Here is a 19,844-nt window from a genome sequence, read left to right as displayed (position 1 = left end):
GGGAGGTCCCATGACAAACACTGTGAACACGGTCGGCCTGTATGTGCGCGACCAGGACGAAGCGCTTGCGTTCTACGTCGACACGCTTGGCTTTGAGGTGCACACCGACGTACGCAATGGCAGCTATCGCTGGCTTACCATACGCAGCCCCGGCCAGGACGGTTTCCAGCTGGGTCTGTTCGTGCCGGGTCCGCCTACCCATGACGCGGCCACGGCTCTGGCGCTGCAGCAGCTGGTGGCCAAGGGCGCGATGCCGCCGCTGGTACTGGCGGTTGAGGACTGCCGGGCACGCCATGTGGAATGGCAGGCGAAGGGTGTCGAGTTCACCCAGGAGCCTATTGAACGCTATGGTGCGGTGGATGCGGGATTCCGTGATCCATCCGGCAATGGCTGGAAAATGATCGAAGCGCACTCCGAGGCGAGGCGCCAGCAATGAATCGCGGCCACTGGGCACGGCCTGTGCACCGCTGGACATCGATCGTTTTCACGCTGGCGGTGATCGCCAATTTCGTGGCGCGCGCGATGGGGCAGGGCGAGCCACCGGCGTGGATTACCTATGCGCCGCTGCCACCCTTGTTCCTGCAGCTGTTGACCGGCCTGTATCTGTTTGCCCTGCATTACGCAGGCAAGCGCCGCAGCGCCTCGCTGGGCGCTGCGGGCTGAGAACGGATCAGGCGACTGCGTCGACCGCGTGGGCGGCAAGCAGGGCGGGCAGGTCTTCCATGCGCTGGAAGATCACCTGCGCACCCGCGGCACGCAGGGCCTCCGGCGTACTGTGGTGCGGACCGCCTTCGCTGAAGCCGAACACGGTGGCGCCGGCGGCCACACCGGCCGTTGCACCGGTAACGGTGTCCTCGATCACCGCGCAGCGTTTCGGGTCCACGCCCAGCGCAGCGGCGGCGGCCAGATAGACATCCGGATGGGGTTTGGTGTGCGGCATGTCCTGGCCGCTGAACACGTGGGCACCGAAGGCGTCGAGGATGCCAACCTTGCCCAGTTGCAGCTTCACCTTGTGCAGGTCCGCACCGGACGCACAGGCAATCCTTCCGCCGGTGGCGACGGCGATCGCACGCACCGCCTCGGGTGCACCCTGGATTGCAACCAGGTCGCGTTCCAGTGCCCGGTTGCGCTGCTGGCGGAATGCTTCCAGCCATTCTTCGGTGAACGGCTTGCCGGTGCGTTCTTCGATCAGTCCGGCCAGGTGGGCCACGGACTGGCCCAGGAACACCTCACCGGCCTGCGCCGGGGTCAGCGGCCAGCCGCGCTCGGTCAGCATCTCCGAGAGCACGCGGGCTACCAGCGGCTCGGAATCAACCAGTACGCCATCGCAGTCGAACAGCACGGCATCGAAGGGGAAACGGGACATCTACAACTCCTGGGGCAATGCAGCGGGGCAATCACCCGTCATTTTCCCACAGCCGCGCAAGCGGGGCACGCGTGGCCATGCCGAGCACCCCGCGTCCTTCCAACAGGATGATCAGCCCAGATCACAGCCCGTCGGCTGCGGCCAGGTGGTGGCCGGCAGCATGTTCTTGAGCGAAGCCGGCGCATTGATGGCCACGTAGCTGGCGCCGAGCAGCTCTTCCAGGTCGGCGATGGTCACCAGATAGTTGTCCAGGCTGCCGAGGTTGGCCTCATTGGGGATGATCCAGCTGATCGCCTTGGCGGTACCGGTTTTCGGGTCACGGGTGATGACGGTCTTCCAGAAGAACTCCGGCGTGGGAATACCGTGGCTGGCCAGGAAGTAGTCATTGGAGGCATCGCCATAGACCACGCCGCCATAGACATCCACCGGCGCGATGTCGCGGTAGCATTCGGCCACGTTCTCGGCCTTCACCCAGATGCCCTGGTTGAAGCTGGACACCTGCGGGACGATGTTGGTCATGTAGTTGGCGCGTCGGATGTAGGTCGCGTCGTAGTCCATGTGGTTGGAGGTCACCAGATGGCCGCGGTCATAGCCGCTGCGGATGCTGGCATACGACGCAGTGCTGTTCTGGCCGAGGCAACCGGCCGGCAGGTCCGGGTCCTTGTAGAAACTGGAAGGGCGCGCGGCGGAGCCGGTGTCGGCGGTGAGCGTGTACTCGTAGCGGGTTGCGCTGTGGATGCTGCAGTCGTAGGTCAGCACGAAGCCGCCCTTGTTGAGAGTAACGACCTGGGCCTGGGCAGCGCCGGCGAAGGCGCTGAGGATGAACACGAAGAAGAAGCTTGCAAGGCGCATTGCGGTTCTCCAGCAGAAGTTCAGGGCGCAGCCGTCCGCCACGACCGTGCCGGGGCGAGGTCATGTGAGGACACTGCGGAGTCGGGTAGTGCGGAATGCGTGGGGCGTAACCGCGATGACAGGGCCGCAGAGGCCGTGCGGTGTCGTAAGCGTCACAAGCTGTCGCCTTTCGGTCAACGACGAAAGGGCGAAGCTGTGACCGCGCGCATGCACCGGACCTGTGTCAGATTTCGTGGCACGTGGATGAAACGCGCGCGTGCTAGGGCATTTCAGCGGTGCAGCGCCGCACTGCTGCTCATGGCATCACCCATACCAGTGCGTATCGAAGGGCGTCATCGCCGTGTCATCAAAAACTGTGCACCACGTCAAATTTTAAGGTAGTGTCGATTCCGCTACCGGGGGGTAGCGGGGTGCACGGCGTCGGGGACTACTCGTCGCACCTGCAATTGAAGCACCAGACATCACAGCGCCGGCGCTGACGCCGGCGTGCATCTCGGGCTTTCAATGGAAGGGGTATTCGATGCGCAATGCATGGATCAAACGAAACAAGTGGATCGCACTAGGCCTGGTCGCAGGTGCGGCATTGGCTGCGGCGGCGGTGAGTGTAGGCGGCATGGCCCCGTCCACGCCGTCAAAGACGGGCAACCCCTCGCTGGATGCGCGCGCCGGTGGTCCTGCTGCGCCCGCTGCCGCCGGGCCAGGAAGCGGACTGGGCGAGCTCTCGCACCGCTACATCGTGGTGTACCGCGAAGAGCCATTGGCCACCTACAAGGGTGACATCCAGGGTCTTCCCGCACCGGAACGCAAACGTCCCTCCGCCAGTGCCGCGCGCGCAGCGGCAGCCACCGGCAGCGTTGCCACCGACCGTATCGCGGTGCAGGGTGCCCGCTCACGTGACTACGTACGGTTTCTGGCTGACCGCCAGAGCCAGCACGAAGCGCGCATCAACTCGGCACTCGGTCGCAGCGTGAAGGTGGAGCGCCGCATGCAGCACGCGATCAATGCATCGGTGCTGCAGATGAATCCGCAGGAAGCCGAGCGCGTACGTGCATTGCCGGACGTGCAGTTGGTGGAAGAGTACCGCGAGTATGAGCAGGACACCGACGTCGGACCGGGCCTGATCGGCGCGTCGGCACTGTGGAGCGCCTCACCCACGCCATTCCGTGGCGAGGGCGTCGTCATCGGCGTCATCGATTCGGGTATCAATTTCGGTAGTCCTGCGTTCACTGCCCGCGCCGAAGACGGCTACGAGCACATCAACCCGCTGGGCGCGGGCAATTACCTGGGCACCTGTGCGCCTGGTGGCGCCGATGAGGGCCGCTGCAACAGCAAGCTGATCGGCGGCTACGACTTTGTCTGCGCCGCACCGGGTAACCAGTGCGGCGTGGCCGATGTCCGCGAGGAACCCGGTTTCGGCGATACCAATGGTCATGGCAGCCACACCGCATCGACTGCGGCTGGCAATCCGCACATGGCGTCGTACCGCGGCAACCAGATCCATATTTCCGGTGTTGCGCCGCGCGCCAACATCATCGCCTACGACACCTGCTACACCGAGATCTCCACAGGCCGCGGCCTGTGCCCGAATACGTCGACACTGGCGGCGGTGAACCAGGCGCTGGCCGATGGCGTGGTCGATGTCATCAACTACTCCATTGCCGGCGGCACTGCACCGTGGGGTGAAGCGGTGTCGCTGGCGTTCCTCAACGCGTCGGACGCAGGCATCTACGTCGCGACCTCGGCCGGCAACTCCGGTCCGGGCCCGAACACGATGGGCCATCTGGAACCGTGGACCGGCAGCACGGCCGCCGCCACCCATGGCCGTGGTGACATCGAACTGTATGCGGCGGTCAGTGGCCCGGGCAGCGTACCGCCCGCACTGGGCGTCATTCTGCTGACCGAAGGTTCGGGTGGCGTACCGTTCAGTACGCCGATTGCAGCGACCACGCCGCTACGCGTCAGTGCCGGCATCGACAGCGCCAACGATGGTTGTACGGCCTTCCCGGCCAGCACCTTCCAGGGTGCGATTGCGGTGATCCGTCGCGGCTCGTGCAACTTCAGCGACAAGGTCAACAATGCCGCCGCCGCGGGTGCGATCGCGGTACTGATCGGCAACAACCAGCCGACGCCGATCCTGCCGAACGTTGCCGGGGCCTCGATTCCGGCCTTCGCCATCGATCAGGCCGACGCCGACGCGCTGCGGACCTTTGCCAGCAGCGTCGGCAACACCGCCACCGCTGGCATCGCCTATCCGGCGACCAAGGTCAGCAACACGCCGGACGTACTGGGCGATTTCAGCTCGCGTGGTCCCGCCGGCATCTTCGATCTGGTGAAGCCAGACGTCACTGCGCCGGGCGTGCGCGTGCTCGCCGTGGTCGCTGGCAATGAAGTGACCGGTTCGGAAAATGCCGTTGGCCTGATGGACGGAACCTCGATGGCCTCGCCGCACCATGCCGGCGCCGCTGCCCTGTTGCGCCAGGCCCGTCCGGGCTGGACCGTGCAGGAAGTACGTTCGGCATTGATGATGACCGCACGCCAGGAAGTGCTGAAGGAGGACGGCCTGACACCGGCCGATGCGTTTGCGATGGGTGCCGGTCGTATCCAGGTCGACCAGGCGCTGCGCGCGGGGTTGGTGCTGAATGAAACCAAGGCCAACTTCTTCGCTGCCGATCCAGGCAACGGTGGCAACGTGGCTTCGCTCAACATCGCCAGCATGGGCAAGCGCACCTGCACCGACAGTTGCACCTTCACCCGCGTGTTCCGCAACGTGCTGCCGACCCGGCAGACCTGGACGGCGAAGGTACAGGGCTTGACCGCCGTTGTCTCGCCGTCGGTCTTCACCCTTGCGCCGGGCGAGAGCAAGGCGGTGCGGGTGATCGTTACCACCGGATCGGTACCCAACGATGGCAGCTGGCGCTTCGCCAGGCTGACTCTGGCACCGCAGGGCGGCGATACCAGTCAGCCGCTGCTGCGCTTGCCGATTGCGGTTTCGGTACCGCCGCCGCAGATCGCAGCCACGCCGCCGTCGAACACGCTGAGCCTGCCGGCCGGTGGCAACGGCCTGTTGAACCTGCAGATCGCCAACACGGGAGGCTCGCCGCTGGAATGGCAGATCGACAACACCGGGTTGGGTACGCGCACCCTGGTCGCACAGGCACCGAACAATGCCAATGGCCGCCGCTCCACGCGTTTCACCGACGCTGCCACGGTCGGCGCACGCGCGCAGCTGTCTGCAGATGACTTCACCCTCGGCGAGGCAACCGGCATCAGGCGCATCGTCGCCGATGGTTTCGTCAACGGTGGCAGCCTGGCCACTTCGACCAACATCAACTGGTCGATCTACCGCGATGTCGCCGGCAATCCGGAAGGCAATCCGGAATCCAGCCCGCAACTGGCGGTGTGGTCATACACCTCATCGGCAACCGGTGTTGGTGTAAGCACGTCCGGCTTTGCCAGCATCAACCTGGACCTGGCGGCAGCGGGACAGAACGTGAACCTGGCGGCAGGGCGCTACTGGCTGGTGGTTTCGGTGCGTGCGCCGCTGGCAACCAGCTGGTTCTGGTTCAATGCCACCAGCGGCGACAACGTCTACCGAAGCGCGATCATCAACCCTGATGGCAGCGGTGCGTGGTCGGCCACCAGTGGTGCACCTGGCCTGGCGTTCGGCCTCGGCGGCAGCAATTCCTGCGGTGCCACCTGGATCGGCGCACCGACCCGTGCCCTGGGCCGCATCGTGGCCGGTGGCAACCAGGCCACGCAGGTATCGATCAGCGCCGCCGGGCTTGCACCCGGCAGCTACTCCGGCTTCGTCTGCGTGGGCAGCAACGACCCGATCACGCCGAAGACCGCCGTACGCGTGGCGTTGACCGTGACGCCGTAGGGCGACGCGGGCACCCGGACCGGCCCTGCGCAGGGGCCGGCCCGGATCCAACTGTTTCCGGCGCTGGCCGGGAACCTTCCTTGATGGACCTTGGGGGTACCGTGAAGACGATGCACAAGCACATCCTTGCCGTGGCGCTGGCCATGGCAACCGCGCCGGCGTGGGCCGGCGATACCTGCCAGCTGGACGATGGTTTCGGCGGCGTGTCCAACGGCGGCGCCAGTGCCGGCGGTGCCGCCTCGATGGCCTGCGGCAATGGTGCCGATGCCAGCGGCGATCTCTCGGCCGCTGTGGGTACCGGTGCCAGTGCCAGCGGCACCGGAAGCACCGCCATCGGCGCTGCCAGCAGTGCCTCGGGCAACCAGAGCGCTGCAGTGGGCGTAGGCGCATCGGCCACGGGTGCCAACAGCAGTGCGATCGGCGACAGTTCGACCGCCAGCGGCGACTTCAGCAGCGCCAGCGGCTCGGGCAGCTCCGCCACCGGCTCGTTCGCCACGGCATCGGGTGCCGGCAGCAATGCCACCGGCGAGAACAGCACGGCCGTGGGCAGCCTGTCCGAAGCCAGCGGCGCCAACAGCAGCGCCGTTGGCAACGGCGCGGTGGCCACCGCCAACGACAGCGTCGCACTCGGTAATGGATCAGTGGCTGACCGTGCCAATTCCGTATCCGTTGGCAGTGCCGGCAACGAACGCCAGTTGACCAACGTTGCTGCCGCCACCCAGGGCACCGATGCGGTCAACCTCAACCAGATGAACACCGCCAACGCCAGTACGCTGTCGTCGGCCAACAGCTATGCCGATGCCCGCGCCACCGCCACGGTCAATTCGGTCAACGCGTATACCGATGCGAGCAGCGCGGCAACGCTCTCTTCAGCCAATGGCTACGCAGATACGAAGGCTGCAGCTGCGGTGACCACCTCCAAGGCCTACACGGACGCCAGCAGCGCCAGCACGCTTTCATCGGCCAACACCTACACCGATACCAAGTCCGCGCAGGCGGTAACCACTGCCAATGCCTACACCGATCAGCGCCTGGCCCAGTTCTCGCTGGACAACAACGGCCTGCGGCAGGAGATGGAGCGTCGCCTGCGCCACCAGGACCAGCGCATCGACCGCATGGGTGCGATGAGTTCGGCGATGTTGAACATGGCCATCAACGCCGCTGGTTCGCAGAGTCCGCGCGGCCGCATCGCCGTCGGCGCCGGCTTCCAGGGCGGTGAGCAGGCGCTGTCGGTCGGTTACGGCAAGCGCATCGGCGAGCGCGCCTCGTTCTCCCTGGGCGGTGCCTTCAGCAACGGCGAGAAGTCGGCCGGCATGGGCTTCGGCGTGGATCTGTAAGCGCACGGTCGGGCAGGGGGCAGGTATCGCCCCCTGTTCAGCCTGCAACCGCGCGCAACATGCCGCGAACGTCATGTTGCGTCGCAAGGTGCCAGTCACCATTCGCACTGGTACGGTCCGACCCGTTGCACCACCAACGACGGGGACAGACGACGATGCGCAAGATATTGCTGCTGTTGATCCTGCTGACAGGGCTGGCGCCCACCGCCTGGGCGGCCACGGTCAAGACTACCCACCGCACCATTCCCAGCTGGGATGGAACGCCTCTCGGGGCCTTCGTCATCGAACCGCAGGACGCGGGCAGCGGCCGCTATCCGCTGCTGGTGATGCCCAGCAGCTGGGCAGTTCCGAGCGTGGAATATGTGGGCGTGGCCCAGTCATTGGCGCGACGTGGCTACGTGGTCATCAGCTACAGTTCGCGCGGCTTCTGGGAATCGGGCGGCGCCATCGACATTGCCGGACCGGCCACGGTCGAAGATGTCAGCGCCCTGATCGACTGGGCGCTGGACAACACCCAGGCTGATCCGGCGCGGATCGGCGTCTCCGGCATCTCCTACGGCGCCGGCACCAGCCTGCTGGCGGCGGCGCGCGACCCGCGGATCAAGGCGGTAGCGGCCCTGAGCGGTTGGGCTGACCTGCAGGCGTCGCTGTACAGCAACGACACCCCCAGCGCACAGGGCATCGCCCTGCTGGTGGCGGCCGGGCTGGCCACGGGGCGCCCAGGTGCGGAGCTGGCCACCATCAACCGCAGCGTGCTGCTCGGCAACTACCAGGGTGCGGTGGATTCGCTGTTGCCGGTTGCGGCTCAGCGCAGCCCCGGCGCCAGCATCGACGAGATCAACGCAAACCAGCCAGCCATTTTCCTGGCCAACGCGTTCAACGACAGCCTGTTCCCGCCGGGCCAGCTGGTGGATTTCTTCAATCGCCTGAAGGGGCCCAAGCAGCTGCAGCTGCGCCACGGCGACCACGCACTCAACGAGGCCTTCGGTGCGCTGGGAATTCCCAATGAGGTCTATGACCAGGTGGGGGCGTGGTTCGATCACTACCTGAAAGGCACGCCCAATGGGATCGAGCGCCAGGCGGCGGTGCAACTGAAGTCGCAGAAGGGCAGCTGGAGCCGCTATCCGGACTGGCAGGCCACCAACAGTGGCGCCGTCAGCTACGGACTGACCGCACCGGGCGGGCTGCTGCTGCCCACCGGTGGCCTGGCAGAGAACGGGCGTACCACGGGCTGGAACTATCGCATCGGCAGTGGCCTGCTGACGGCCGCCAACTCCGGCATCGTGATGGCGTCTGGCGCGCTGCAGATGATCAATCTGCCACCGGGGGCCTACGTGCCGTTCGTCGGACGCAATGCCGCCGGTGTCTGGCAGGGGCCGATCTACTGGAGCGCACAGCGCCTGGATGGTGCCCCCGAAGTGCGCGTAACCGTCACCCCCAGCCGCGCCAACACCACGCTGTATGCGTACCTGTACGCGGAAGATGTGCTGGGCAATGGCCAGCTGATCAGCCACAAGCCCTACACGCTACGCGGTGCCACGCCGGGCCAGCCGAAGACGCTCGACCTGCGCCTGGAGGCGAGCAGCTGGAACATTCCGGCCGGCAGCCGCCTGACCCTGGTGGTCGATACGGTGGATCTGCGCTATGCGGGCATCAGCCAGCTCGGTGGTGCGGTGACCTTCAGTTCGCCGGCCAATGCACCTTCGGTACTGAAGGTGCCGTTGCATTGATGGGGTGCCGCGCCCGTTGCGGCGGGCTCGGCATAGCAGGCCGGAAAGCTGCCAGACTGCAGATTGATCCAGGGCAGGGTTGAATCGATGACGATCACGGGGCTGCTGATGGGTGCGCTGCTTGCCGCTCCGGGCGCGCAGGATGCACCGACCGACTGGTCGGCCACACTGATGAAGGATCTGGATGCCGCCGACGCGGCCATGCGCGGCAGTCATCCAGGCATGGTTGACCGGCAGAATCCCGGTTTCGTTGCACAGCTGGACGATGCGTTGGCGCTTGCACGCTCACGTACGGGCCGTGTCGGCAGTTTCGCCGGGTACTGGTGGGCGATGAAGGGCTATGCGGCGGCGTTCAATGATGGCCATGTCAGCCTCAATGCACTTGCCGGTGCGCCCGAGCTGCCGACACGTTGGCCCGGCTTCCTGACCGGCTTCGACGGCGACAGGCAGGTGGTCATGACCGTGGAGGGTGGCCCGGGCCATCCGCCACTGGGCGCGCGATTGCTGTCGTGTGATGGCATTGATGCACAGACACTGGCTGCACGCCGGGTGGGTGACTTCAGCGGGCGCTGGAATCTGCAGGCCAGCCGCATCCTGACCGGCGGCGAAGTGATGCTGGACCAGGGCAATCCGTTCGTGACTACGCTGCACTCCTGCATTTTCGGAGCGGGTGGGCATGAGAAGGCCTATGCGCTGCAGTGGAAGCCGCTTGACCTGGAAACCCGCAAGCAGCGCCTGGCCGACACCCGCCGCAGTTTCCGCCCGGCCAATGATTGGCACACGATGCCCGATGGCGGCTACTGGATCACTACCAGCAGCTTCAACGCCGACCCGACCGAGCAGAACTTCAGGGAACTGACCGGCCTGCTTGAGCAGCTTTCGCTGAAAACCGAAGCGCTTCAGCAGGCGCCGCTGGTGGTGCTCGACGTACGTGGCAACAGTGGCGGTGCTTCGCAATGGAGCATTGAACTGTCACGATTGATCTGGGGGCGTACCGCCGTGGATGCGCTGCCTGACCACAGCTGGGTCGAATGGCGGACGTCCGATGCCAACATCGCCCAGCTCCGCGGGTTCCTGCAGAAGTTGAAGCAGGCGCCCGACGCATCGCCCGAGCTGCTGCGCATGCTGGAAACCGTGACGGCGGGAATGACGCAGGCGGCTGAGAGAGGGGAGGCGCTGTGGCATGACCCTTCCAGCATCCCGGCGGGTGAGGCATCGAAGCCGGTCCGTGCCGGATCAACGCGCAGCGGCAGGGTGGTGGTGCTGACCGACGCCTCCTGTGGCTCGGCCTGCCTGGATGCACTGGACCTGTGGAAGCAGCTGGGTGCAGAGCAGGTAGGCGTGGAGACCTCGGCCGACAGCCTTTACATGGATGTACGGCCGGAACGGTTGCCCAGCGGGCTGGCCAGGATCTCGGTGCCGATGAAGGTTTTTCGGGGACGGGTGCGTGGTTCGAATCAACCGCATGTTCCCCATCGCCGGTATGAGGGCGACATGAGAGACACTGCGGCACTGGAAGCATGGATATCGGGCAAATGATCCGGGCCTGGCGGCTCGGCAATCAATTGGACCAGAGCGTTAAACCTTTTTATCGGCATCTGCATCCAAGTCGCGATGAGCACAGCGCCCGCTGCGCCACGCTTTGGGAAGGAGCCTTTCAATGCATGCAATTCCCCGCGCAGCATTCCGATGCATGGTGATGATCCTGCTGGGGCCGCTCACGGCCAGCGCTGCGGTCACCGAGATCCCCTTCGAGCTGGGCAAAGACCATCGGATCTACGTCGAAGGCGCAATCAACGGTTCGCGCCCGCTTCGCCTCCTCGTCGATACCGGCGCATCGGCGCTGGCGGTTGCCAGGCACGTTCAACAGGATGCAAAGCTGGTCATTGACGACCAGAGCGAGAATACCGGCTCCGACGGAGTGACTTTTCTCGACTACAGCACGCATAACTCCGTCCAGATCGGCGCCATGCGGCGACCGATGGGAGCCGTAGTGATCGACTACCAGGGGAGACCCTTCGATGCGGTGCTGGGCTGGACCTTCTTCCTGGGAAGGGTTCTGGAGATCGACTACGACCGCAGCGTGCTGCGCGTGCATGACGATCTACCCGAACTCGTCGGGTATGTCAGGGCCAACGTGCGCTGGATCGACAATACCCCGGCCATCCAGGTCGCGCTCAGCAACGGCAGTCGTACCTTCATGCCCTGGCTTGCACTGGACACGGGCAGCAATGGCAGCATCGATCTGGCCTATGCATTCGGTGCTACCCATGATCTGCAGGCGGCGTTCCCGGAGCGGTTGGGAACATCACAGTTCAGCGGCAGCGCGGGCCGCAGGATCAGGGCGGTGGACGTGCGCGTGCCTGTGGCGACCATTTCAAGCCTGCAGCTGAAAGATGCCAAGGCCTCGATCACCCTTGATGACGATGGCTCCGGCGGTGAAGGAATCCTTGGCAGTGAGGCGCTGCAGCAGTTCAATCTCCTGCTCGATACCCGCACCGGCAGCGTCTACCTTCGGCTCAATCAGGGCACTGCGGCGCGGACTGCAGAGTAATCGGGCAACCGGTCCGATCAGCGCCGGACGTCGAACTGCTCGCTTTCCAGCAGCGCCCAGACCTCGGCCTCGCGCACGGGACTGAAGTCCCCGGGAATGGAGTGCTTCAATGCGCCTGCGGCCAGACCGAAACGGACGGTGTTCTCTGCATCAAACCCGGACACCAGGCCATGCAGGATGCCGGCCGCAAATGCATCGCCGCCACCAATCCGGTCAACGATGCCGGGCAGTGGTCGCGAGGGTGCCTGTGCGCGGGTGCCGTCGCGCCCGAGCAGCAGCGCACCCAGTACGTGATGATCGGCGCTGACCACCTCGCGCTGGGTACAGGCCAGCCACTGCAGTTGCGGGAAGCTGGCGAAGGCGGCAGCTGCGGCGGCTTCAACGCGGGCAACTACATCGTCCTGGGCAAAGCGCAGCCCAAGCACCAGTTCGATATCGCGATGATCGGCAAAGATGATATCCGCTTCGGCGAACAGCTCCCGCAGGATGGCGGCAGCGTTGCCACCCCAGCGCTGCCAGAGCGAAGGGCGGTAGTTGCCGTCGAAAGACACACGCACGCCTGCCTTGCGTGCGGCCCGTGCAGCGCTCAATACGGATTCTGCAACATTGGCGCCCAGGGCCGGACTGACGCCGGAAAGGTGCAGCCACTGCGTATCACGTAGCAGCGTCGGCCAGTCATGGTCGGCAAGGGTACCGTTGGCGAATGCCGAACCCGCCCGGTCATAGACCACCTCACTGGCGCGCTGCAGTGCGCCGGTGGCCAGGAAATACAGGCCCATGCGGTCGCGGTCGACTTCGCGCACACCTGCCACGCCCACGCCATGCCGTCGCAGCTCGGCCACCGCATGCCGGCCCAGCGCGTTGCCGGGTACCGCACTGACCATCTGCACATCGTGGCCGAGACAGGCCAGTGAGACAGCTACATTGGCCTCGGCGCCCCCCACGTGGACCTGCAGCAGCGGTGTCTGCAGCAGCAGTTCACGACCGGGTGCGCCCAGGCGCAGCAGCAATTCACCGAAACAAACGACGCGGCTCATCGGTTCTCTCTCACTCGGTAGGGGTGCAGCCCAGCATGCCCAGGTCGATGGCATCGGCCATGCGCCGGTAGCCCTCGTCATTGGGATGCAGGTGATCGCGGGTGATGTCGACCGGCAGTGATTCGGGCGCCTTCCTATCACGCAGTGCGGCATCGAAATCGATGATGCCATCGAACCCGGTCTTCCCGCCGCGTGCCCACTGGTTGATCGCATTCCGGGTCGCTGCGGAGACCGGCTCATAGCGTTCGGAGCCGCCGAATGGCGTCAACGTACCCAACCAGGCGCGGATGGCATGTGCCTGCAATCGCGTCGCCGCCTGCTGGTAACCCAGCAGCATGTCTGCCGCAGTGCGGCCCGGCACCGGCTGCGCACCGCCGCCATGGCGGATATCGTTGATGCCTTCGAACAGGATTACCTGGTCGGCGTCGGCCACCGCGATCACATCGCGGTCCAAACGTGACAGGGCGCTGTGGCTGCGGCCATGGTCGAGCAGTTTGTTGCCGCTGATGCCCTGGTTGAGCACCACGAAGCGATCCGGGCAGGCCTGCTGCAGGCGCTGCGCCAGGCGCTCCGGCCACTGGTTGAAGGTGCCACGGCGGGCGGTGGCACCTTCCGTGATGGAATCACCGAGTGCCACGATCACCTGGGGACGATCAGCGCGCTGCACCATCACTGCCGAGAACACGTTCTGCTGGTAGCTCAGCCGCACGCTGTCAGCAACCGATGTCTGCCTGCCGTCCGCTACCCGCACTTCGGTGCGGCGCACGGCGGGATGGGTAGGCTGCGGGAAGTAGGCCGTCACGCTGATCTCCTGCAGCGGCGCCACCGGCATCGGTACCGGGTCGCTCAGCAGCGCGGCACCCACCGGCACCTCGATGACCGCGCGGCCATCCACCGTTACCGGCAGAGGAGCGGACTTGCCGTTCTTCACTCCTACGCGCAGGTCCTCGACCCGTAACGGCGCAGTGCCGAGTTCGTTGCTGATGCGCAGCCGCAACGCGTCGCCACGGCTGCCGATCCGCATGTCCTGGCGCACGGTCTGCGCGGCGAACTGTACCGGTGCCTCGGGCATTCCGTCCTTGCGGTCGGGTGCCGGTGACGCGGTCCATGCGGTGACCCAGACCGGCGCCGCCCATGCGGCGGGGGCGGTCATGGCGGAACAGAGTGTCAATGAAAGTAGAAGTGTCCAGCGCTGCATGGGCAGGAGTCCGGTCAGGTATCAGGAGAAGTAGGTGCCGCCGTTGACGTCCAGGTTCGCGCCGGTGATGAAGGCCGCCGCATCCGAGGCCAGGTAGACCGCCGCATCCGCCGCTTCTTCCGGCAGGCCCTGCCGGCGCAGCGGAGTGGCGCCCGCCACCGCAGTGCGCACTTCCGGCTTGGTGAACTGGTCATGGAAGCGGGTGGCGATCATGCCGCAGCACAGCGCGTTCACGCGGATGCCCTTCGGACCCAGCTCCTTGGCCATGGCGCGAGTGAAAGTCATCACCGCCGCCTTGGCGGTGGCATAGATCGACGCGCCAGGGCCACCACCATCACGGCCGGCCTGCGAGGCGAAATTGACGATGGCCGCGCCTTCGCGCATGTGCGGCACCACCGCGTGCGTGGTCAGGTAGGTCGAGGTCAGGTTCAGGTCCATCACGGTGTGGAAGAACGCCGGGTCGATCTCGGCCAGCGGTCGACGCTGCACCATGCCACCGGCCACGTTCACCAGCAGGTCAATGCGCTCGCCGAACGCGGCCTGTGCCGAAGCGACCAGGCCGGCCACGGCAGCGGCATCCGTGACGTCGGCGCGATGGGCGATAGCCTGGCCGCCGGCCGCCTCGATGATCGCCAGCGTCTCCAGTGCACTGGCTTCGTCATTGGCGTAATTGAGGCAGACACGGGCGCCTGCAGCGGCCAGCTTGATCGAGACGGCGCGGCCGATATCGCGGCCACCGCCGGTGACAATGGCCACCTTGTCCTGGAACGACATGCGGAAAACTCCTTGGTTTGCGGGGGAATGGATGTACTTGGAAGAGAAGGAGACCCAGGCTCAGCCGCCGCGACGGTCAAGCTTGTGGATCGGCCCGGTCCACCACCACAGTGCAGCCAGCGACAGCGGCACCAGCGCGGCGACGAGGATGAAGATCGGGGCATAGGAGTGCCGGGTCAGCACCGGTACCAGCCAGGTGGTGATCAAGGTGCCGGCGACCGCCGCCAGGCCACCCAGGCCGGCCAGCGTGCCAACCGAGCGACCGTCGAACAGATCGCCGGGCAGGGTCTGGATGTTGCCGATGGCCACCTGGAATCCGAACAGCACCGCAGCGATCGCCAGCACGGCCAGCAGTGGCTGGTTGGCCAGCACCGCGCCCAGCAGGGCGGGGGCCATGATCACGCAGCCCACCGTGATGGCCAGCTTGCGTGCACGGTCCACGCTGTGCCCGGCGCGGATCATGCGACCCGACAGCCAGCCGCCGCTGAGGCTGCCCAGCATTGCGCCGACAAACGGCACCCAGGCGAACAGGCCGATCTGCTTGATGTCGAAGCCGAAGGTTTCAGCCAGGTAGATCGGCAGCCAGGACACGAACAACCACCAGATAGGGTCCAGCAGGAACCGACAGGCGAGCATGCCCCAGCTCTGGCGATGGGCCAGCAGCTCGCGCACGCTGGCCTTCGGCGCCGCCTCTGTCTGTTGCCCGGCCTGGTCTTCCATGATCAAGCGGCGTTCGGCATCGCTCACCCACGGATGCTTGTCTGGCCCGGCTCGGTACACGAACAGCCACGGCAGCAACCACAGGAAGCCGATCGCACCAACCAGCACGAAGGTGCCGCGCCAACCCAGCCACAGGTACAGGCCGGCGATGGCCGGTGCGGAGACGATCGCGCCGATCGACGCACCTGCGTTGAACACGCCTTGCGCCAACGCGCGTTCGCGCGCCGGGAACCACTCGGCATTGGCCTTCACCGCGCCGGGCCACGCGCCTGCCTCGCTGATGCCGAGCATTGCCCTCACCAGGCTGAAGGACAGCATCGAATGGGTGATCGAGTGCAGAGCGATGGAGATCGACCACACGCTGATCGACAGGGCGAAACCCAGCCGAGTGCCGATCATGTCGAACAGGCGCCCGAACAGGAACTGGCCGGCGGCGTAGAACAGCATGAACACCGTTACCAGCAGGGCATAGTCGTCCTTGGTCGCGCCTACTTCCTTGGCGATTTCCGGCCACATCACCGCCAGCGCGTTGCGGTCGATGTAGTTGATGACCGTAGCCACGGCGATCAGGCCAACGATCAGCCAGCGTACGGCCGACCGCACCGGCACCTTGCGCAGATTGGCCACCACCGCAGGGCCGTTCATTTTTCATCACCCTTGCTGCGGTCGATGCGCGCGTGGCTGCCGCTCCAGCGGTAGGCATGGCCGTCCACGGTCACGCTGTGCTCGCCCTTGGCGCTGCTGTCGTCGGCCACGCCCAGCGCGATGCGTGCACCGCTGGCCAGGCGCAGCTCGATCACTTCTGCGTCGCTGCCACGGGTGCGCACCACCTCGCGGATGCGGCTGTCGGCACCGTGCACGTACTCGGCGGTGCCGTTGTACTCGCCGTGGGGTTCCAGCACGCTGAAGAAAGTCACATCCTTCTGTCCTTCCACGCGCTGCAGCAGTGCAGGTTCACGGCGCAGGTTGAATTCGGGATCGTTGGCGCCGCTTTCCACCAGCAGTGCCTGCGATGGTGCGCTGCTGCCGAAACGATAGGTGTAGAAGCGACCATCCAGCAGCCAAGCCAGCGAGCGCGGTTCGCTGCCAGGCTTGCTGCGGGCATCCAGCCACAGGTGCTGGTAACCGTTGTCCGCACCCAGCACCGGGCGCTGTGCGGGGAAATGTTCGGCCTCGAAGCCGGTGCTGACGATATGCCCGTTGAAGTGCAGCGGCAGGTCGTAGCGCGCGGTCTTGTCACCGTGTACCTGCATCAGGTCCAGCACCACCGGAAGGGCAAGGTCCGGGTGGCGCAGCAGTGCCTGGGTACGGGTGAAGACCACGCCAGGGTAGGCGTCGCGCATCATTGCCGAGGCTATCTGGGTATCGGCATCGGCCTGGAAGAAACGCACCTGCGGCGCATGTTCCTCGCCGCGCTTCCAGTCGCCCTTGAAGTGGCTCTGCTCGTCCACCACCAGGGTGTTGTGGGCCACGGTCTGCTTGGCCCAGCTGCGGTTCTCGGCCAGGTAGATGCCGCCGCGCTTGGCTTCCACGTTGAGGAAGCGGGCGGCGCCGTAGTCGGTCACCACCGGGTTGCCTTTGTCGTAGAACAGCCAGTTGAGCTTGTCGAAGTGGCCATGGCCCATGCCCTGCATGGTGTCCTTCTGCACCAGCGCCTGGCCGCGTTCGCCGTTCATGCGCAGGATCGCCAGGCCGCCGCGATCGCCGTCGGGCCCGTCGCGCAGCAGCATCGGTCGATAATCGAAGGGCTTGGCCTTGTTGGCGGCCAGTGCCTGCGCCACTTGCAGGCCTTCGGGCGACAGCAGCAGGCGCTTCTGCTGCTGTGCCACCGACAGCAGGCGATCGTCGCCGGTGCGTGCATAGGCGATGCCGATGCCAGCCACCAGCTCCTCGGTATCGATGCCTTTGTCGAGGATGGCGTCGTTGATCGGGAAGAACAGGCCGCCGTAGCTGGTCTGCACCAACACGTCCACTGCCTTCAGCAGTACGCCATCGCGACGCTGGAAGATCTTCCGCTGCGGCTCGTTGCGCTCGATGGCGTTGGCGAACAGCAGGAACGGCGCCAACGCATAGCGCTGGTAGTAGGGGCCTTCCTCGTAATAGCCATCGGGCGAGAACAGCAGGTCGATCTGGCGCAGGAAGCCAAACTGGTCGTTCTTCTGGCTGCCACGCAGGGATTTCTCCACCAGCTCCGGGTCGCGCAGCACGTAGCCGGTCATGCCGGTCGCAGCCACCGCCCAGGTCGCATGGTTGTGGATCTGGTCGTAGTTCTTCGGCTCGCTCACCAGGAACTCCGCCATCGGTCGCAACACCTTCGATTCGATGGTGTTGCGATCCTCGGTGGACAATGCATCACGGATCGCGTCGTAACCCTGGATGGCGTTGACCAGCCACACCGAATCGTTCAGTACCTGCCAGAACACGCGGCCGGGAATCTGCCCGCGGCCTTCCGGGTGCGGCCCAAGCGTGGGGTAGAGCTTCGCGTAGTGCAGCAGCATGTCGCGCGCGTAATCAACATAGGCCTTGTCGCCGGTCAGCCGGTACAGCGTACCGGCCGCAAGCAGCGCCTGGTAGTTGCGCTTGTGCTGTTCATGGGTGCGGCCACCGCCTTTGTCCCTGGGCACCGGCACGTCGATACCGGCTTTCATCATCTTCTGCAGAGTCTTCTGCGAGCGTGCCTGTTCCTTGGCAAACCACGGGTAACGGCTGCCTTCGCTGGCCATCTGCTGCCATTGCGCGGCAGTCACCAGCACTGGTGCGGCATCGGCCTGGCGCGCTGATGCCGAAGGTGCCGCCAGCAGCGGCGCAGCGGGAAGCAGGGCGAACGGAACGGTCAAGGCCAGGACCAGGGAAACGGACAACGGTTGCAACCTCATCGATCAACTCCGGTGCTGGTGCGTGACAGGGCAACCTCGCCCACCTTGGGATACCAGTCCACGCCGGTCGCCTCGCGCGCGGTCATTGCGAGGCCGGGATCGGCGCCGGCAGTGGGCAGGGCGGGCGCGGGTACCCATAAGTCTTTGGCGGACTGCTGCAGGGTGATCGTGCGGCCTTCGACACCGCCGGGAAACACCGGGCTGGCCTGCGGTGACTGCACGTTGCCGCTGAAGCTGATGCCGGCCAGCGAACTGGCGGCGTTGGGCGGGTTCCTGCTGGTGCGGTTGACGATCAGGTTGCCGGTGAAGCGACTGTTGCTGGCGGCCACCACGATGCCCTTGGCCTCGTCATGGCCCACGCCGAAACTGATCTTCGCCACATCCACGAAGGTGTTGCGGCTGATCGCGGCGTTGACCACCGGCGCATAACCGGACAGCGGCGAATCGGCCTGCGCATCCATCACCGCCAGCGCGGAACGGTTGCTGGAACCGGCCAGCCGTTCGAAGTAGTTGTTGCTGACGGTCTGGTCGGCATTGATGATGCGCACGCCGCCGGTGCCGGCCTTGTCGTCGCCCAGGAACACGTTGTCGATCACGCGGTTGCCGTTGCCATGGCGTAGCGTGAGCGCGCCGGCCGAGCGGTAGAACACGTTGCCACGATAGGTGTTGCCCCCCGACTTGTTGCTGACGATTTCGGTTTCGCCGTCGCATCCCTCGAACCAGTTGTTCTCCACGGTGCTGTTGGAGTCGCTCAGTGAGGTATCGCTGGTGCCGACGCGTATCGTTTCGCCACCGTTGACGCCCAGTGCCGGGCGCGGCCCGAACCAGTTGTGGTCGATACGGTGCTGGTTGTCCAGGCCTTGGGTTGCATCGCGCACCACCACCACGGTGGGGCCGGCATTGGTCTTGCCGCGCAGCTGGCTGTGGTCGAGGCGGTTGTGGCTGCCATAGAAGGAAATCCAGTAGTCCTGGTCGCTGGCATCGGGGTTGGTGTAGTCGTCGATCACCAGGCCGGTGACGCGGCTGTTGCTGGCGACCGCCTTGCTGGATTCGCGGAACGCCACCACCGCGTCGCCGGGTGCGTAGCCGTTGCGGAACACCAGATTGGACACCTGCAGGTAGCTACCCGCCAGGCGCAGGTCCGAGCGTCCGCTGAGGACGACCTTGCCGGCCGTCTGCGCGCGCAACACGATCGGTGCTGCGTCCGTTCCTTGGCCTTTCAGCAGGAGGCGGGCGTCGGTCCAGGTGCCATCCGCCAGCACGATTTCATCCCCTGGCTGCAGGGATGCCGAAGCCGTCGCAAATTCGGCCATGTCGTGAACCAGCCAGCTTGCCGCAGACGCTGTCTGAGTGGTCAGGCAAAGTGCCAGGCCAGTGGTCAGGCACTTTGCGATGAAATAACTGGATCCTGGCTGGTGAGTCGAGCGAATGCGCATGAAATCCTTCCAGAGGCGGCCTTGCCGTCGTTTCAGGGTGGGCTTGCATACCACTTCGGGGTCCTTTGTAAGCCGGATTTGGCG

Annotated in this window: 14 protein-coding genes and 2 pseudogenes; 8 read left to right on the top strand and 8 right to left on the bottom strand. The window is 65.6% G+C overall.

The annotated features are described in order from the left end of the window. Positions 1-10: 10 nt before the first annotated feature. Complete coding sequence (locus ACZK2G_RS11635; RefSeq protein WP_046985573.1) at positions 11-436, top strand: VOC family protein; 426 nt, start codon at positions 11-13, stop codon at positions 434-436. Then, entirely contained in the window at positions 433-663 is a 231-nt protein-coding gene (locus ACZK2G_RS11630) for a hypothetical protein (RefSeq protein ID WP_046985572.1), read from the top strand. Before ACZK2G_RS11635 ends, ACZK2G_RS11630 begins: the two co-directional genes overlap by 4 nt. A 7-nt stretch (positions 664-670) precedes the next feature. Here the strand turns inward: ACZK2G_RS11630 and ACZK2G_RS11625 are convergent, their stop codons facing one another. Then, positions 671-1,366 (bottom strand): HAD family hydrolase, encoded by a 696-nt coding sequence (locus tag ACZK2G_RS11625; protein ID WP_046985571.1) that lies wholly within the window; start codon positions 1,364-1,366, stop codon positions 671-673. 111 nt (positions 1,367-1,477) lie between these two features. Continuing rightward, complete coding sequence (locus ACZK2G_RS11620; protein ID WP_478473346.1) at positions 1,478-2,218, bottom strand: DNA/RNA non-specific endonuclease; 741 nt, start codon at positions 2,216-2,218, stop codon at positions 1,478-1,480. Positions 2,219-2,738: 520 nt separating this feature from the next. Between ACZK2G_RS11620 and ACZK2G_RS11615 the strand changes: the two genes are divergently transcribed. The 6 genes and pseudogenes from ACZK2G_RS11615 to ACZK2G_RS11590 all read left to right on the top strand — a co-directional run bounded on the left by ACZK2G_RS11615 (position 2,739) and on the right by ACZK2G_RS11590 (position 11,719). After that, the gene (locus ACZK2G_RS11615) at positions 2,739-6,098 is read left to right on the top strand and encodes a S8 family serine peptidase (protein WP_478473344.1); all 3,360 of its coding nucleotides are present in this window, start codon (positions 2,739-2,741) and stop codon (positions 6,096-6,098) included. An 83-nt stretch (positions 6,099-6,181) separates the two neighbouring features. Continuing rightward, positions 6,182-6,742, top strand: a pseudogene (locus ACZK2G_RS11610) (YadA-like family protein); the annotation flags it as partial. Between the two features lie 432 nt (positions 6,743-7,174). After that, positions 7,175-7,435: pseudogene (locus ACZK2G_RS11605) on the top strand (YadA C-terminal domain-containing protein); the annotation flags it as partial. Positions 7,436-7,590: 155 nt separating this feature from the next. Further along, positions 7,591-9,165 carry a S15 peptidase family protein gene (locus ACZK2G_RS11600; protein ID WP_136637997.1) on the top strand — a complete coding sequence of 525 codons (1,575 nt, stop codon included), beginning with the start codon at positions 7,591-7,593 and terminating at the stop codon, positions 9,163-9,165. An 87-nt stretch (positions 9,166-9,252) separates the two neighbouring features. Beyond that, positions 9,253-10,704 (top strand): S41 family peptidase, encoded by a 1,452-nt coding sequence (locus tag ACZK2G_RS11595; RefSeq protein WP_136637998.1) that lies wholly within the window; start codon positions 9,253-9,255, stop codon positions 10,702-10,704. 154 nt (positions 10,705-10,858) lie between these two features. Next, complete coding sequence (locus tag ACZK2G_RS11590) at positions 10,859-11,719, top strand: retropepsin-like aspartic protease (protein WP_478473342.1); 861 nt, start codon at positions 10,859-10,861, stop codon at positions 11,717-11,719. Positions 11,720-11,736: 17 nt separating this feature from the next. Here ACZK2G_RS11590 and ACZK2G_RS11585 read toward each other — a convergent pair whose 3' ends face one another. Genes ACZK2G_RS11585 through ACZK2G_RS11560 form a run of 6 tightly spaced genes read right to left on the bottom strand, consistent with a single transcriptional unit; the run spans position 11,737 to position 19,637 of the window. Then, positions 11,737-12,756, bottom strand: a complete 1,020-nt coding sequence (locus ACZK2G_RS11585; protein WP_426353433.1) for a sugar kinase — start codon at positions 12,754-12,756, stop codon at positions 11,737-11,739. A gap of 10 nt (positions 12,757-12,766) precedes the next feature. Next, positions 12,767-13,954, bottom strand: a complete 1,188-nt coding sequence (locus tag ACZK2G_RS11580) for a GDSL-type esterase/lipase family protein (protein WP_478473340.1) — start codon at positions 13,952-13,954, stop codon at positions 12,767-12,769. Positions 13,955-13,975: 21 nt separating this feature from the next. Beyond that, positions 13,976-14,728 carry an SDR family NAD(P)-dependent oxidoreductase gene (locus ACZK2G_RS11575; RefSeq protein WP_136638001.1) on the bottom strand — a complete coding sequence of 251 codons (753 nt, stop codon included), beginning with the start codon at positions 14,726-14,728 and terminating at the stop codon, positions 13,976-13,978. Between the two features lie 60 nt (positions 14,729-14,788). Continuing rightward, positions 14,789-16,093 carry an MFS transporter gene (locus ACZK2G_RS11570; RefSeq protein WP_295380669.1) on the bottom strand — a complete coding sequence of 435 codons (1,305 nt, stop codon included), beginning with the start codon at positions 16,091-16,093 and terminating at the stop codon, positions 14,789-14,791. Next, positions 16,090-18,324: an oligoalginate lyase gene (locus ACZK2G_RS11565; protein WP_478473338.1), complete on the bottom strand. Its 2,235-nt coding sequence runs from the start codon at positions 18,322-18,324 to the stop codon at positions 16,090-16,092. The genes ACZK2G_RS11570 and ACZK2G_RS11565 overlap by 4 nt, the downstream gene beginning before the upstream one ends. Next, positions 18,321-19,637, bottom strand: a complete 1,317-nt coding sequence (locus ACZK2G_RS11560; RefSeq protein WP_478473337.1) for a polysaccharide lyase 6 family protein — start codon at positions 19,635-19,637, stop codon at positions 18,321-18,323. Before ACZK2G_RS11560 ends, ACZK2G_RS11565 begins: the two co-directional genes overlap by 4 nt. Positions 19,638-19,844: the final 207 nt, after the last annotated feature.

The sequence above is a fragment of the Stenotrophomonas sp. 107298_Sma genome, assembly GCF_056480345.1.
This window is presented reverse-complemented; position numbering and strand designations above follow the sequence as displayed.

Coding starts and splice junctions, on each gene's coding strand:
- ACZK2G_RS11635 (WP_046985573.1), top strand. CDS start 11: ATGACAAACACTGTGAACACGGTCGGCCTGTATGTGCGCGACCAGGAC.
- ACZK2G_RS11630 (WP_046985572.1), top strand. CDS start 433: ATGAATCGCGGCCACTGGGCACGGCCTGTGCACCGCTGGACATCGATC.
- ACZK2G_RS11625 (WP_046985571.1), bottom strand. CDS start 1,366: ATGTCCCGTTTCCCCTTCGATGCCGTGCTGTTCGACTGCGATGGCGTA.
- ACZK2G_RS11620 (WP_478473346.1), bottom strand. CDS start 2,218: ATGCGCCTTGCAAGCTTCTTCTTCGTGTTCATCCTCAGCGCCTTCGCC.
- ACZK2G_RS11615 (WP_478473344.1), top strand. CDS start 2,739: ATGCGCAATGCATGGATCAAACGAAACAAGTGGATCGCACTAGGCCTG.
- ACZK2G_RS11600 (WP_136637997.1), top strand. CDS start 7,591: ATGCGCAAGATATTGCTGCTGTTGATCCTGCTGACAGGGCTGGCGCCC.
- ACZK2G_RS11595 (WP_136637998.1), top strand. CDS start 9,253: ATGACGATCACGGGGCTGCTGATGGGTGCGCTGCTTGCCGCTCCGGGC.
- ACZK2G_RS11590 (WP_478473342.1), top strand. CDS start 10,859: ATGGTGATGATCCTGCTGGGGCCGCTCACGGCCAGCGCTGCGGTCACC.
- ACZK2G_RS11585 (WP_426353433.1), bottom strand. CDS start 12,756: ATGAGCCGCGTCGTTTGTTTCGGTGAATTGCTGCTGCGCCTGGGCGCA.
- ACZK2G_RS11580 (WP_478473340.1), bottom strand. CDS start 13,954: ATGCAGCGCTGGACACTTCTACTTTCATTGACACTCTGTTCCGCCATG.
- ACZK2G_RS11575 (WP_136638001.1), bottom strand. CDS start 14,728: ATGTCGTTCCAGGACAAGGTGGCCATTGTCACCGGCGGTGGCCGCGAT.
- ACZK2G_RS11570 (WP_295380669.1), bottom strand. CDS start 16,093: ATGAACGGCCCTGCGGTGGTGGCCAATCTGCGCAAGGTGCCGGTGCGG.
- ACZK2G_RS11565 (WP_478473338.1), bottom strand. CDS start 18,324: ATGAGGTTGCAACCGTTGTCCGTTTCCCTGGTCCTGGCCTTGACCGTT.
- ACZK2G_RS11560 (WP_478473337.1), bottom strand. CDS start 19,637: ATGGCCGAATTTGCGACGGCTTCGGCATCCCTGCAGCCAGGGGATGAA.